General features: G+C 73.2%; 14 protein-coding genes. 3 read left to right on the plus strand and 11 right to left on the minus strand.

Annotation, left to right across the window (positions count from 1 at the left end):
* Positions 1–48 precede the first annotated feature (48 nt).
* On the plus strand, positions 49–288 hold the full coding sequence (locus OG900_10835) for an antitoxin (protein ID WUH90540.1): 240 nt from the start codon (positions 49–51) through the stop codon (positions 286–288).
* A gap of 128 nt (positions 289–416) precedes the next feature.
* Here the strand turns inward: OG900_10835 and OG900_10840 are convergent, their stop codons facing one another.
* On the minus strand, positions 417–1,145 hold the full coding sequence (locus tag OG900_10840) for a class III extradiol dioxygenase subunit B-like domain-containing protein (protein ID WUH90541.1): 729 nt from the start codon (positions 1,143–1,145) through the stop codon (positions 417–419).
* Between the two features lie 111 nt (positions 1,146–1,256).
* Complete coding sequence (gene miaB / locus OG900_10845; GenBank protein ID WUH90542.1) at positions 1,257–2,741, minus strand: tRNA (N6-isopentenyl adenosine(37)-C2)-methylthiotransferase MiaB; 1,485 nt, start codon at positions 2,739–2,741, stop codon at positions 1,257–1,259.
* A gap of 129 nt (positions 2,742–2,870) precedes the next feature.
* Here miaB and OG900_10850 point away from each other — a divergent pair, with 129 nt between their 5' ends.
* On the plus strand, positions 2,871–3,887 hold the full coding sequence (locus tag OG900_10850) for a TAXI family TRAP transporter solute-binding subunit (GenBank protein WUH90543.1): 1,017 nt from the start codon (positions 2,871–2,873) through the stop codon (positions 3,885–3,887).
* Between the two features lie 33 nt (positions 3,888–3,920).
* On the opposite strand, the gene OG900_10855 is transcribed toward OG900_10850, so the two are convergent.
* Entirely contained in the window at positions 3,921–5,351 is a 1,431-nt protein-coding gene (locus OG900_10855) for a HAMP domain-containing histidine kinase (GenBank protein WUH90544.1), read from the minus strand.
* A gap of 24 nt (positions 5,352–5,375) precedes the next feature.
* Positions 5,376–6,128: a response regulator transcription factor gene (locus tag OG900_10860; GenBank protein WUH90545.1), complete on the minus strand. Its 753-nt coding sequence runs from the start codon at positions 6,126–6,128 to the stop codon at positions 5,376–5,378.
* Positions 6,129–6,419: 291 nt separating this feature from the next.
* Here OG900_10860 and OG900_10865 point away from each other — a divergent pair, with 291 nt between their 5' ends.
* Entirely contained in the window at positions 6,420–8,135 is a 1,716-nt protein-coding gene (locus OG900_10865) for an FAD-dependent monooxygenase (protein WUH90546.1), read from the plus strand.
* A gap of 46 nt (positions 8,136–8,181) precedes the next feature.
* On the opposite strand, the gene recX is transcribed toward OG900_10865, so the two are convergent.
* From recX to OG900_10900, 7 genes are all read right to left on the minus strand, one after another.
* Positions 8,182–8,766 carry a recombination regulator RecX gene (gene recX, locus OG900_10870; protein WUH90547.1) on the minus strand — a complete coding sequence of 195 codons (585 nt, stop codon included), beginning with the start codon at positions 8,764–8,766 and terminating at the stop codon, positions 8,182–8,184.
* A gap of 4 nt (positions 8,767–8,770) precedes the next feature.
* A complete protein-coding gene (gene recA / locus OG900_10875; GenBank protein WUH90548.1) occupies positions 8,771–9,895 on the minus strand; it encodes a recombinase RecA in 1,125 nt (374 codons plus the stop codon).
* Positions 9,896–10,113: 218 nt separating this feature from the next.
* Positions 10,114–11,301: an AI-2E family transporter gene (locus tag OG900_10880; GenBank protein ID WUH90549.1), complete on the minus strand. Its 1,188-nt coding sequence runs from the start codon at positions 11,299–11,301 to the stop codon at positions 10,114–10,116.
* Positions 11,302–11,367: 66 nt separating this feature from the next.
* Positions 11,368–11,562, minus strand: a complete 195-nt coding sequence (locus OG900_10885) for a DUF3046 domain-containing protein (GenBank protein ID WUH90550.1) — start codon at positions 11,560–11,562, stop codon at positions 11,368–11,370.
* Between the two features lie 47 nt (positions 11,563–11,609).
* A complete protein-coding gene (locus OG900_10890) occupies positions 11,610–11,936 on the minus strand; it encodes an AzlD domain-containing protein (protein ID WUH90551.1) in 327 nt (108 codons plus the stop codon).
* Positions 11,933–12,694, minus strand: a complete 762-nt coding sequence (locus tag OG900_10895) for an AzlC family ABC transporter permease (GenBank protein WUH90552.1) — start codon at positions 12,692–12,694, stop codon at positions 11,933–11,935. Before OG900_10895 ends, OG900_10890 begins: the two co-directional genes overlap by 4 nt.
* Before the next feature lie 9 nt (positions 12,695–12,703).
* Positions 12,704–13,555 (minus strand): AraC family transcriptional regulator, encoded by an 852-nt coding sequence (locus tag OG900_10900; GenBank protein WUH90553.1) that lies wholly within the window; start codon positions 13,553–13,555, stop codon positions 12,704–12,706.
* Between the last annotated feature and the right edge of the window lie 58 nt (positions 13,556–13,613).

A 13,613-nucleotide genomic window follows, 5' to 3' on the forward strand; every position in this document is an offset into this window, starting at 1 on the left:
CGGCGCAGCTCGCGGCCCTGATCGCGTCATCTTCGAGGAAGGTGCCAGATGAGCTTCATGGACACGGTCAAGGACAAGCTCGGCCTGGCGAAGGACAAGGCCGGTGACATGGCCCGGCAGCACCCCGACAAGGTCGACTCGGGAATCGACAAGGCGGCGCAGACCGCGGACCCCAAGACCGGCGGCAAGCACTCCGACAAGATCGACACCGGCGCCGACAAGGCGAAGGGCGCCGCGGACAAGCTCGGCGGCGAGGGCGGCGGCCAGGACACCGGCGGCAGGACCTGATCGAACCCCGATGAGCGCCGTCCCCGCCGCACAGCGGCGGGCGCTCGGCGAGTGATACCGGACGGCCGCGGAATTCCACCTTCCGCGGCCCGTCCACGCGCAATCGGCGCCCGCGGCTCGACCTGCCGCTATGTCCAGCCGGCCACGAAATACCCGACGCCGTAGGGCGCCTCCTCGTACAGCAGCTGCCCGCCGAGGCCCGCGCCGCGAGCCGCACCGGCCAGCAGTTGCCAGGGGGCCCTGCCCGCGGCGCCGACCGCCTGCGCAAGCTCCGGGTCGAGCCCGGCCAGCGCCTCGGTGTCGGCGGCGGCCAGCGCGGCGGCGACGGACGCGTCGAAACCCTCGGCGCGGTCGTCCAGATAGCCCGGCGCCTTGACCGTACGGGTGACGCTGCCGTCACCCATCACCAGCAGCGCGACCCGCCCGGCCGACGCGGCGACGTCCTGCCCGGCGGCGGCGCACCGGTCGGGCGCCAGCGGCTCCCCCACCGCCAGGCCCTCCACCGGGCTCGCGTGCCAGCCTCGCAGCAGCCAGGCGGCCACGGCCAGCGAAGGCGGCAGCACCCGTACATCATCGGCCGGGGCGTCGTCTCCGTCGCTCTCCCCCGCCTTGCCGAGCCGCACGTCCAGCGCGACACCGAACGGGCGGAAGGACCCGCGGACACCCTCGGCGAAGGCGCCGCGGGCCGACAGTTCGGCCGGCCCCACGGCCACCAGAAGGTCGGGCCGGGACGCTGCCAGCAACCCGACGGCGTCCCCGCAGGCGTCCCGCAGCGCGTCCAGCTCGGGTGCGGCTCCGGCCGCCACCTCGGGCACCAGCAGCGGCGGGCAGGGGCAGACGGCAGCGGCGACCAGCATGATCGCCACCTTACCGCCGGAGCCGGACAGCGCCCCCGCGCCCGCCACGGCCCCACGGGCGCCGCTCCCCACCGCCCGTTCCGGCCCCAGGAGCCTTCGCCGGCCCGGCGCTCAGTCGACCGCGCAGCCCCCGGTCGAGGCCACCGGCGCGGGCACCCCGATCGTCGGCAGCCCGAGCATCACACCGGCCGGCTGCGGCGCGGGAGCCGCGGTGCGCCGCTCCCAGGCGTCGCCGGCCCGCGTACGGCGTACGGACAGCGCGGGGCGCTCGGCGAGCAGATGGTGCGGCGCGGCGTAGGTGATCTCGACGGTCACCATGTCGCCGGGCCTGGCCTGCTGCCCCTCCGGGCGCTCGAAGTGCACCAGGCGGTTGTCGGGGGCGCGTCCCGACAGCCGGCGGGTCGCGTCGTCCTTGCGGCCCTCGCCCTCGGCGACCAGCACCTCAAGGGTGCGGCCGACCTGCGTCTTGTTCTGCTCCCAGGAAATCTCCTCCTGGAGCGCGACCAGCCGCTCGTAGCGCTCCTGGACGACGGCCTTGGGGATCTGGCCGTCCATCTCCGCGGCGGGGGTGCCGGGCCGCTTGCTGTACTGGAAGGTGAAGGCCTGCGCGAAGCGCGCCTCACGCACCACGTGCAGGGTCTGCTCGAAGTCCTCCTCGGTCTCGCCGGGGAAGCCCACGATGATGTCGGTGGTGAGCGCGGCGTCGGGCATCGCGGCCCGCACCTTCTCGATGATTCCGAGGTAACGATCCTGCCGGTACGACCGGCGCATCGCCTTGAGCACCCGGTCCGAGCCAGACTGCAGCGGCATGTGCAGCTGGTGCATCACCGTCGGCGTCTCCGCCATCGCCGCGATCACGTCGTCGGTGAAGTCGCGCGGATGCGGGGAGGTGAAACGGATCCGCTCCAGGCCCTCGACCGCGCCGGTGGCACGCAGCAGCTTGCCGAAGGCCTCCCGGTCGCCGATATCGGAGCCGTAGGCGTTGACGTTCTGGCCGAGCAGGGTGACCTCGATGACGCCCTCGGCGACCAGCGCCTCGACCTCGGCCAGCACATCGCCGGGCCGCCGGTCCTTCTCCTTGCCGCGCAGCGCGGGCACGATGCAGAAGGTGCAGGTGTTGTTGCAGCCCACGGAGATCGCGACCCACGCGGCATAGGCGGACTCGCGGCGGGACGGCAGCGTCGAGGGGAAGGTCTCCAGTGACTCGACGATCTCGACCTGGGCCTCTTCCCCGATCCTGGCCCGCTCCAGCAGCACCGGCAGCTGCCCGATGTTGTGGGTGCCGAACACCACGTCGACCCAGGGCGCCCGCTTCACGATCGTGTCGCGGTCCTTCTGCGCCAGACAGCCGCCCACGGCGATCTGCATGCCGGGGCGGGCGGCCTTCTTCGGCACGAGCTGGCCGAGGTTGCCGTAGAGCCGGTTGTCGGCGTTCTCCCGCACCGCACAGGTGTTGAAGACGACGACGTCCGCGCCGTCGGCGCCCTCCGGCGCCCGCACATAGCCGGCGCCCTCCAGCAGGCCGGACAGCCGCTCGGAGTCGTGGACGTTCATCTGGCACCCGTAGGTGCGGACCTCGTAAGTACGCGCGCTCATAACAATCCACCAGACTACGTGGTTCCCGGGCTGTGTCGCCCCCGCCTTGTGGCGCCCGCCGGCCGCCGGCCCCGGCCCGAGTCGGCCGGCCCTTCCGCGTATCGGCGCAGCCTGGCAGGATCCCGGGGCATGGACCTCCCCCGCCTCGGCAGACTGTGGCCGCACGGCCGCCGTGCCCGGCGCCGGCGGGTGCTGCAGACCGCGCTGGCCGCGGCGTCGGCGCTGGCCCTGCTGCTGTGGTGGCTGGTCCCGGCCGGCGGCCCCGGCTACCCGCGAACCCCGCTGTCCTTCGCCACGGGCGTCGCCAACGGTGTGTACGAGAAGTACGGCATGCTGCTGCAGAGCGACCTGCGGACGGCGCTGCCCGGGGTCGACGTCACCCTGGAGCACACCGAGGGATCCGTCGACAACATCAAGCGGGTCGCCTCGGGGCGGTCCGACTTCACCATCGCGGCCGCCGACGCCGTGGCGAGCTACGAGGGTCCGGGGAAGTCCGGACTGCGGGCGATCGCGCGGCTCTACGACGACTACATGCAGCTGGTCGTACCGCATGACTCGCCGGTGCGCTCGATCCGCGACCTGCGCCATATGACGGTCGGCGTGGGGCAGGCGGACTCCGGCGTCAATCTCATCACCCGGCGCCTGTTCGCCGCGGCGGGCATGAACATGAACAAGGACGTGACAGCCGAGCCGGTCGGCATCGACCAGGCGCCCGCGATGCTGCTCGACGGCCGGCTCGACGCCTTCTTCTGGTCCGGCGGGCTGCCGACCGCCGCGGTCGCCGCCATGGCGACCCCGGTGGCGCGGATCAAGCTGGTGCAGCTCGGGGACCTGGTGGCCCCGCTGCACGCCATGGGCGCCGGCATGGCCTACTACCGGCAGGCGGTGATGCCGGCCGACGCCTACCCGGCGGCGCAGGACGGCAAGGCGGTGCCGACGGTCGCGGTGGCCAATCTGCTCATCACCACGGACCGTGCCGACGCCGGACTGGTGGAGCGGCTCACCCGGGCGGTGATCGACAGCCGGGACGCGATCGGCACCGTCGTGCACGCGGCCCAGCTGGTGGACCTGCGGACCGCGGTCTTCACCGACCCGCTGCCACTGCACGCGGGCGCCGAGCGCTACTACCGCTCGGTCAAGCCGTAGCTGCCCTCTCCGCCGCAGAGGGTCCTTACGCCGCTACGTGGCCACCGCCGGCGCCGCGCGCGGCACGCGGAGGGTGACCTCAAGGCCGGACGGGTCGTGGTGGCCGTACGCGATGGCGCCGCCGCCCTGGCCGAGCAGCGCCTTGGCAATGGACAGGCCGAGCCCGGAGCCCTGCACATTCTGATGCCGGGCGCTGCGCCAGAAGCGGTCGCCGATCCTGGCCAGCTCCTCGTCCGCCAGGCCCGGACCGCCGTCGGCCACCACCACTGTCGCGCTGTCGCCGTCCGCCGCCACCACGACGGTGACGGCGGCGCCGGCGGGGGTGAACTTGATGGCGTTGTCCAACACCGCGTCCAGTGCGCTGGACAGGGCGACGGAGTCCGCCCAGCCGGTCACCGCGGCGCCCTCGGGCGACGTGGTGACGTCCATGACGACGCCCGCCCGGTCCGCGACCGGCCGCCATGCGTCCGCACGCGTACGGGCCATGGCCGCGATGTCCGTGACCGCCAGATGGCTGCCGGAATTCTCGGCGAGCGCCAGGCCCAGCAGATCGTCGAGCACCTGCGCCAGCCGGTGCCCCTCCTCCTTGACCGACTCGGCCTCGGTATGGCCCTCGGGCAGTTCGAGGCCGAGCAGTTCGATCCGCAGCAGCAGGGCGGACAGCGGATTGCGCAGTTGGTGGGAGGCGTCGGCGACGAAGGCGCGCTGCTGGTCCAGCACGGCCTCGACATTGTCGGCCATCTCGTTGAACGACCGGATCAGGCGCCGCAGCTCGGGCGGTCCGCCGGCCGGCCCGACCCGGGACTTCATCCGGCCGGTGGCGATGTCGTGGGTGACCCGGTCGAGGGTGGCGACCGGCAGCAGCACCCAGCCGGTCAGCCTTACCGCGCAGAGCACGGCGATGACCATTGCCGCCAGCTCACCGGCCGCCAGCAGCATCCAGCCGTGCAGGATGCGGGAGCGCAGGGCGCCGGTAGGCGAGTCGGTGACGACGACCGCCACCACGTCGCCGTCCCGCACGATCGGCGACGCGATGGCCAGCCTGCGGTGCTGCCAGGGCCACACCTGCGCCGGGTCGTGGGCGCGGCGGCCCAGCAGCGACGACTCGTAGGCGTCGTAGAGCTCGCCCTCCGGGGGCAGTCGCCAGCTCTTGGGGGCCGCGGCCATGGCGGCGCTGTCGCGGTAGAAGACACCCGCGCTGATGCTGTAGAGCTGCTGGTACCTGGCGAGTTCCACGCGCAGTGTGTGCAGTCTTTCGTCGTCCACGCTGTCCACGACGGACTTCTGCTCGTCGCGCGCGGTGACGAACTGCGCGAGCGCGGCGAAGCGCGTGGTGTCGTCGATGCGGTCGACGACGACGCGCTGCTGCTGCGCGGCGGCCAGGCTCGCGGCCAGCGGGATGCCGAGGGCCAGCAGGACACCCGCCATCAGCACGATCAGCAGCGGGAGCAGGCGGGAGCGCACGGCGCGGGACCGGGGCGGCCGGGGTCAGCCCGCGGCCGGCACGACGAGCCGGTAGCCGACACCGCGGACCGTCTCGATCATGGCCGGGGTGCGCAGCTTGGAGCGCAGCGAGGCGACATGGACCTCAAGGGTGCGGCCAGTCCCCTCCCACGCGGTCCGCCACACCTCGCTGATGATCTGCTCCCGGCGGAAGACCACGCCGGGCCGCCCGGCGAGCAGCGCCAGCAGGTCGAACTCCTTTCGGGTCAGCACGATCGGGGCGCCGTCCACGGTGACCCGCCGGGTGGGCAGCTCGATGGCGATCGGGCCGAGCAGCAGGCGGGTGCGCTGCACGGCCGGCACGGCGCTGTGCGCGGCCGTCGACGCGCCGCCGGGCTGCAGCTCCTGCGGCAGGAGGCCGGCCGGGGCGAGCGGCGGGCGGCGGCTGACGGCGTGGATGCGGGCGAGCAGTTCCCCGGTGTCGTACGGCTTCACGATGTAGTCGTCGGCGCCGAGGTTGAGGCCGTGGATGCGGGACCTGACGTCGGCGCGGGCGGTGACCATGATCACCGGGGTGCCGGTCCTGCGCCTGATGCGGCTGCACACCTCGAAACCGTCCTGGTCGGGCAGGCCCAGGTCGAGGAGCACGCAGTCGAAGGCCGGGCCGCCGTCGGGAAGCAGCGCCTGGATCGCCTCCTCGCCGCTGCGGGCGTGCTTGACGTCGAATCCGTGCTTGCCGAGGAGTGCGGAGACGGCCGCGGCGACCCGGTCGTCGTCCTCCACCAGCAGCAGCCGCATCTGCGGTCTCCTCCTTCTGGCCTGCCAGATCCGGCCACGTGTGTCCGGGCCGGTCGTGCCCGGTCCCTGTGACCGAATCCATGCCGATCGGCCGGGGGTGCGTCAAGGGTGTACCGGCTCACGGTGCCGACCGTTACCGAGCCGGTACGCGTCGCGGGCGCCGTCCGATGCCTCCGGCATGCGCCGGGTGTGCCGTCGGCGCACCGCGCCGACGTGCCACTGTCGCTTGACGTGGGCAGGCGCAGTGGGTTGCATACGCTTTGTGACCGTACTTCTTCCGGGGGCTGCTGCGTGGACCCGGTGATCGTCGCGGGGGCGGGCCCTGTGGGCCTGACCCTCGCCCTCGCGCTGGCCCGCCGCGACGTCCCCGTCATCCTCCTGGACGAGGCGGAGGTGATCGCCGACGCCGAGGGGCTGCGGCGGTCGCGGACCGCGGTGCTGGGGCCGGCGGAAGTCGCGCTGGTCGAGCGGCTGGGCTTCCCCACCGTCCGTGCGGAGGGCGCCACCTGGACCGGCTGGCGGACCGTACGGCGGCGTGCCGAGGTGGCGCGGATCGACTTCACGGCGGACGACGCGCCGGTGCACATCGCGCAGCACCGGCTGGAGAACGGCCTGCGGCAGGCGCTGCTCGGCTGCGGCTCCGTGCGGATCGTGGCGGGCTGCCGGGTGGACGCGCTGGAGCAGGACCCGCGCGGGGTCACGGTGCACACCAGCGGCTCGCACGAGACCTGGTGGCGGGGCAGCTACCTGGTCGGGTGCGACGGCCCGCGGTCGACGGTACGCAAGCTGCTGGGGGTCCGCTTCCCCGGCCGTACGGCGGTGGACCGGCACGCCGTGGCGGTGGTGCGCGCCGAACTGCCCGAGCCGGGCGCGGCCCTGCTGCACCGGGACCCGCCGGGCGCCCCCGCCGGGCAGGAGGTGACGGCGCGGCCGCTCCCCGAGGGGTTGTGGCGGCTGGACTGGCTGCTGCCTGTGCACGCCCGTGCGCTCACCCCTGACGCGCTGGTGGAGCGGCTGCGCGGCACGCTCACCACGTGGTGCGGCAGTGTCGTGCCCTACGAGGTCGTGGGATCAGCCGACTACTCGGTGCACCAGCGGCTGGCCAGGCGCTGGCGGTCCGGCCGGGCCTTCCTGGCGGGGGACGCCGCGCATCTGATGGGCGCGCTCGGGGCGCAGAGCGTCCAGGAGGGGCTGCGGGACGCCGAGAACCTGTCCTGGAAACTGGCCCTCGCCTGGCACGACGGTGCGTCCAAGGTGTTGCTCAACAGCTACGAGGCCGAGCGGCGCGGCGCGGTCGGCGCCCGGCTGCGGGCCACCGACCAGGTGCTTCCGCTGCTCCGGGCCAGCGGCACCTGGCAGACCGTACGGCAGTCGCTGCTGTCCGGATCGGCGCGCGGGCAGGCGGAACTGCTGACCGACAGCCACCTGGGGCGGGGAGCGGCGGCCGCCTCCCGGGTCTACGGGCGCTCGCCGCTCGCGCTGCCCGCGCCGCGGTCGGGCGGGGGCAGGTCCGGCGAGTCGCCGCTGGTGGCGGCGTGCGACACAGCGCCGGGCGGACGGGTCGCCGATGTGCAGGTGACGGCGCTCGACGGAACGGTCGGGCGGTTGTGGGACCGGCTGGGCCAGGGGCTGGTCGTGGTCCTGATCGCGCCCGGCACCGGAGTGTGGGAGAGCAGGCACTGGCTGACGGCCGGGCTGATGCCCCGGCTGGCGTCGGCGGTCGCCGCACTGCCCACTCCCGCGGAGCTGTTGGTGGCCGAGACATACCCGGGAGCGACGGCTCACACCGTGCTTCTGATCCGGCCGGACGGCCATCTGGTCACCGCCATGGTCGGCTGCCGGCCCGCCGAGCTGTACTCCTACGCCGACCTGGCCCGCGGCGGTCCGCCGACAGTGGCCGGCGGTGACGAGGACGACGGCCAGGACGACGGCGGTCAGCACGCCGAGGCCCGCGGAGTGCCGGGAGGTGGCGCGGCAGGCACGCGCGTCAGCGGGCCTACGCGGTAGGTGGTGGCCGGGGGGCCGTTCTCCGCAGGCCGGCCCGGCCGCTCTGCTATTCCCATGGGTCCGGTCCCTCGGCGCCGGGCCACGGCTCGGCGCCGTCGCTCTGCTGCTCCTGTGCGAGGGCGTCGCGCACCACTTTCAGGGCCAGCCCTTCGCTGTAGCCCTTGCGAGCGAGCATCCCGGCCAGCCGCCGGATCCGCCGGTCCCGGTCCAGGCCACGGGTGCCGGGCAGCCTGCGCTGCACGAGGGCCCGTGCGGTCTCCTCCTCCTGCTCGGGATCGAGCAGACCGACGGCCTCGCTCACCAGCTCGGCCTCCACCCCGCGATGGCGCAGCTCCTGGGCCAGGGCCCGGCGGGCCAGGCCGCGGCCGCGGTGCCGTGACTCCACCCAGGCGTTGGCGAACGCCTGGTCGTCGATCAGCCCCACGTCCTGGAAGCGCTCCAGGACGTATTCCGCGACCTCGTCGGGGATCTCCCGCTTGCGCATGGCGTCGGCGAGCTGCCTGCGGGTGCGCGGAGTCCCTGTGAGCAGGCGCAGGCACAGCGCCCGCGCCTGCTCTTCGGGATCGAGCGGCGGCTCTTGCGAGGCCCTCGACTCGGAAGAGCCGCCGCGCTCCTGGGACCTGCGCGCCATGGCGTCAGGCCTTGGCAGCGGTGGCCTTGGCCGCCTTCTTCGGCGCCGGGACCTCGGCCTTGACCGGTGCCACGACACCTGTTGCGGCACCTGCCGCGTCGGCGGCCGGCAGGGCTGCCGGAGCTTCGGTCTTCGGCACGCCGACGCCCAGCTTCTCCTTGATCCGCTTCTCGATCTCGTCCGCCAGGTCCGGGTTGTCCTTGAGGAAATTGCGGACGTTTTCCTTGCCCTGGCCGAGCTGGTCGCCCTCGTACGTGTACCAGGCGCCGGACTTGCGGACGAAGCCGTGCTCGACGCCCATGTCGATCAGACCGCCCTCGCGGCTGATGCCATGGCCGTAGAGGATGTCGAACTCGGCCTGCTTGAAGGGCGGCGCGACCTTGTTCTTGACCACCTTGACGCGGGTGCGGTTGCCGACCGCGTCGGTGCCGTCCTTGAGCGTCTCGATCCGGCGGATGTCGAGCCGGACGGAGGCGTAGAACTTCAGCGCGCGGCCACCGGTGGTGGTCTCCGGTGAGCCGAACATCACACCGATCTTCTCGCGGAGCTGGTTGATGAAGATCGCGGTGGTCTTCGACTGGTTGAGCGCGCTGGTGATCTTGCGGAGCGCCTGGCTCATCAGCCGGGCCTGGAGGCCGACGTGCGAGTCGCCCATCTCACCCTCGATCTCGGCCCGCGGCACGAGGGCTGCCACGGAGTCGATCACGATGAGGTCGATGGCGCCGGAGCGGACCAGCATGTCCACGATTTCGAGCGCCTGCTCGCCGGTGTCCGGCTGGGACAGCAGGAGGTTGTCGGTGTCGACGCCGAGCGCCTTGGCGTAGTCGGGGTCGAGGGCGTGCTCGGCGTCCACGAACGCCACCGTGCCGCCGGCCTTCTGCGCGTTGGCCACCGCGTGCAGGGTGAGCGTGGTCTTGCCCGAGGACTCGGGGCCGTACACCTCCACCACCCGGCCGCGCGGCAGTCCGCCGACGCCGAGGGCTACGTCCAAGGCGGTCGACCCGGTGGGGATGACCTCGATGGGCTCATTCGGCCGGTCGCCGAGGCGCATGACCGCGCCCTTGCCGAACTGCCGTTCAATCTGTGCGAGCGCGGCGTCGAGCGCCTTGTCGCGGTCGTTTCCTGCCATGGGTTCCACCCGGGATGTCTGGTTCGATCGCTTCACGTCCACGACGCTAGCGCCTGCCACTGACAATGCGCCCGGACGTCGCTCCGGCCTGTGGATAACTCGGGCGGTTCCGGCCGGGCAATTCCGGCCCGAATCCATGCCGCCGACCAGAAAAATCCGTCCGGCGCTCCCATAAGAATGGATGTTCGAATTCCGTGTCAAGCGACCCGCCGGGTCCCTCAGGCCCGGGGATCGGTCACTTCGTAGCGCCGCACGTAGGCCGCGAAGAAGCCCTGCAGGGTGGCGGTCGCGGGGATCGCGATGAGGGCGCCGACCGCGCCGAGCAGGGCCGTGCCCGCGATGACCGAGCCGAAGGCGACCGCCGGGTGGATGTCCACGGTGCGCGCGGTGATCCGCGGCTGCAGCAGGTAGTTCTCGAACTGCTGGTAGACCACGACGAAGCACAGCACCCACAGGGCGTCCCACGGATCCACGGTGAGGGCGATCAGGACCGGCAGCGCGCCCGCCAGATAGGTGCCGATGGTCGGGATGAACTGCGAGACCAGCCCGACCCAGACGGCGAGCGCGGGCGCGTAGGGCACCCCGAGCACCTGGAGCAGGACGTAGTGCGCGACGCCGGAGATCAGCGCCATCAGCGCGCGGGAGTAGAGGTAGCCGCCGGTCTTGGCGACCGCGATCTCCCAGGCGCGCAGCACCTCGGCCTGGCGGTCGGGCGGCAGTACGGAGCACAGCGCGCGCCGCAGCCGCGGGCCGTCGGCGGCGAAGTAGTAGGTGAACAGCAGCACGGTGAAGAGCTGGAAGACGGTGCCGATGACGGTGGCCGACAGTCCCCACACCCTGCTCGCGCCGTTCGCGAGATAGGTGCGCACCCAGTTGGAGTGCAGGACGTTGTCCCGGAGCCTGCCGGTGTCGAGGTGGGAGTGGAAGGTCCTGTTGATCCACCCGACGATGTCGTCCACGTACTGCGGCAGATTGCGCACGATGGTGCCGACCTGGTCGACCAGCAGCGAGCCGAGCGCCAGGACGAAGCCCGCCGCCGCGACCAGCACCACCAGGATGACCAGGCCGGTGGCCGCCCCGCGGCGGACTCCGCGGGTGGCCATCCACTCCACCGCGGGCTCGATGGCGACGGCGCAGAAGAACGAGACCACGATGTTGACGAGCAGTCCGAGGAGCCGGTCGAAGGCCCAGTGCGCGAACTGATAGCAGGCGATCAGCGCGAGGGCGAGCACCAGTGCGCGCGGCAGCCAGCGCGGCATGCGGGCGCGTGGCGTGCCGGGCGTGTCGCGCGGACCGGCTCCGCCGGGCGGCGGAGCCGGAGGTGTGGCCGGACCGGGGGTGTCGTCGCTGCCTGCCACGCGCCAAGTCTCACCTCGGGCGGGGGGAAAGTCCTGATATCGACTCATTCGGCGCAGCGATGATGCCTGGCAAGGCACCACTGCCGCCGGACGGACACGGCGTGGCGCGGCGGGTCAGCGGCGGCCCGCGGGGACGTCCATGGCGGCGCACACCGCACGCCAGACGTCCCTGGTCTCCCAGCCGTCGTCCAGCGCCTGGTGGACCGTACGCCCGCCCAGCTCGGCCATGACATGGTCACGTGCGAAGGAGTCGGCGTAGGCGTCACCGAACTGTGCACGCATTCGTTCCCAGAAAATCGTCAACCGCATGGCTGCCAGTATCGCGCGCCCGCCGCACGGATCCCGCCCGCCCTCCGTCACACGCCGGACAGTGCCCGCAGGCCCGCGGTGACGAGCACCGCCGCCGCGATCACCACCAGGAAGGGCGCCCGCAGCAGCACCGCGACCCAGGCGGCGGCGAGCCCGGCCGCGCGTGCGTCGACGGTGAGCCCCGGCTCGTCGGTGCCGAAGGTCTGCAGTGCGGTGAGCGCCGCGAGCAGCGCGATCGGCACCAGGGCCGCGAGCCGCTTGACCAGCGGCCTTTCCAATAGCCCGGCTGGTACGGACAGGCCGAGCAGTTTCACCGCGTAGCAGCCGGCCGCCGTCACCACGATCGCCGTCCAGGTGCCGGCACCGGAGTTCATCGGCGGGCCTCCCGCTCTTCCTGCTCGGCCGCTCCCGTGCCCCTTCGGGTCCACCGGCTGCCCGCCAGCACCAGCGGCGCGGCCAAGGCGGCGACCAGCACCGGCACTCCGGCGGGCAGCAGCGGCAGCCCGGCCAGTGCGAGGAGCACGGCGAGCGCCGCCACGGTGCGTTCGGTGCGGCCCTTGACCATGGGGGCCAGCAGGGCGAGGAAGACGGCGGGACCGGCCGCGTCCAGGCCCCACGCAGCGGGGTCGCCGAGCGCGGAGGCGCCCAGCGTTCCGAGCAGGGTCGTGAGATTCCACAGCACGTAGAGACTGGCGCCGGTCACGGTGAAGCCGAGCCTGGCGCCGGCCCGGTCCCGCTGGGCGAGCGCCACCGCGGAGGTCTCGTCGATGACCCATTGCGCGGCCAGCGGGCGCACTGCCGCCGGCAGCCGCAGCAGCTGGGAGAGCCGCAGCCCGTAGAAGGCGTTGCGCGCGCCGAGGAAGAACGCGCCGGCCGAGGCCGCGAAGGGATTGCCGCCCGCGCCGAGCGCACCGACCAGGGCGAATTGTGAGGCGCCGGTGAATACCAGCAGCGACAACGCGCAGCTCTGCGGCACCGTGAGCCCGGCGCCGGCCGAGGTCACGCCGAAGGCGAAACCGGACAGCCCCACGGCCACCCCGACGCCGAGGGCGTCGCGGACCACGCGTGAGCGGGACGGGGAGGGGGACGGCGGCCGGTCGGCGGCCCTGTCGGGTATCGGCGGTGCGGTCATGCGCCCAGGTTAGGAAGGGGCGGGCAGCCGGTCTTGTACGTTCTTGCGCTCGCGCTGGTAGGCCCCCGGAGGGACGCCGACGATCCGGGTGAAGTGGCGGTTGAGGTGCGACTGGTCGGTGAAACCGACAGCGGTCGCGGCGCTCGCGGGGGCGACCCCGGCGTCCAGCAGCCGGCGGGCCTCCTTGACTCGCTCCCCGGTCAGCCAGGCGTGCGGGGGCAGCCCGTAGACGGACTTGAACGCCCGCAGCAGGGCGAAGGGGCTGGTGCCGAACTCGGTGGCGAGCTGTTCCAGGCTCGGGGGCTCCGCCAGCCGAGCCGTCAGCAGGTCGCGCGCACGGGCGGCGGCGGCCTGCCCGCCCGAGCGGCCGGCGGCCGCGGCCTGCCGCCCGGACCCGTGCCGGGCGAGCAGGCGGGCCAGCACGAGCCTCAGGCACGTGTCGGCCGCGAGTGCGTTGTCGCTCTCGGCCGCCGCGTGGACGTCGGCGATCATCCGGGCCGTGGCGGGGTCGTGCACGACGGTGGCGTCGAAGGCCGGGGTGCCGCGCGAAGCGGAGAGGTCGGCGGCCACCGCCGCCACGACCTGCGGGGCGGGGTAGAGGACCCGGTAGGCCCAGCCCTCCTCGGTGCCCGCGTACGCCGAGTGCGGGGTCCCGGGGTTGATCAGCACGACACCGCCCGCACCGGCCCGCTCGGCCCCGTCCGGCAGGCCGACGCCCTCCACTCCCCCGGTGACCGCGGCGATCACATAGCCGTCATGGGCGTGCCGGGGGAAGACGTGCCGGACGTAGCGGGCCCGCAGCAGGTCCACCCCCGGCAGCGCCGGGTACTCCCAGTGCCTGGCCTGCTCGCGAGGCGTCATGAGGCCATTGTGGCGTGACCGCGCCAGGAGTTATCCACAGGTCGCGATTCCAGCTCAG

The organism is Streptomyces sp. NBC_00433, assembly GCA_036015235.1.
In the GTDB taxonomy this organism is placed as follows: Bacteria; Actinomycetota; Actinomycetes; order Streptomycetales; family Streptomycetaceae; genus Actinacidiphila.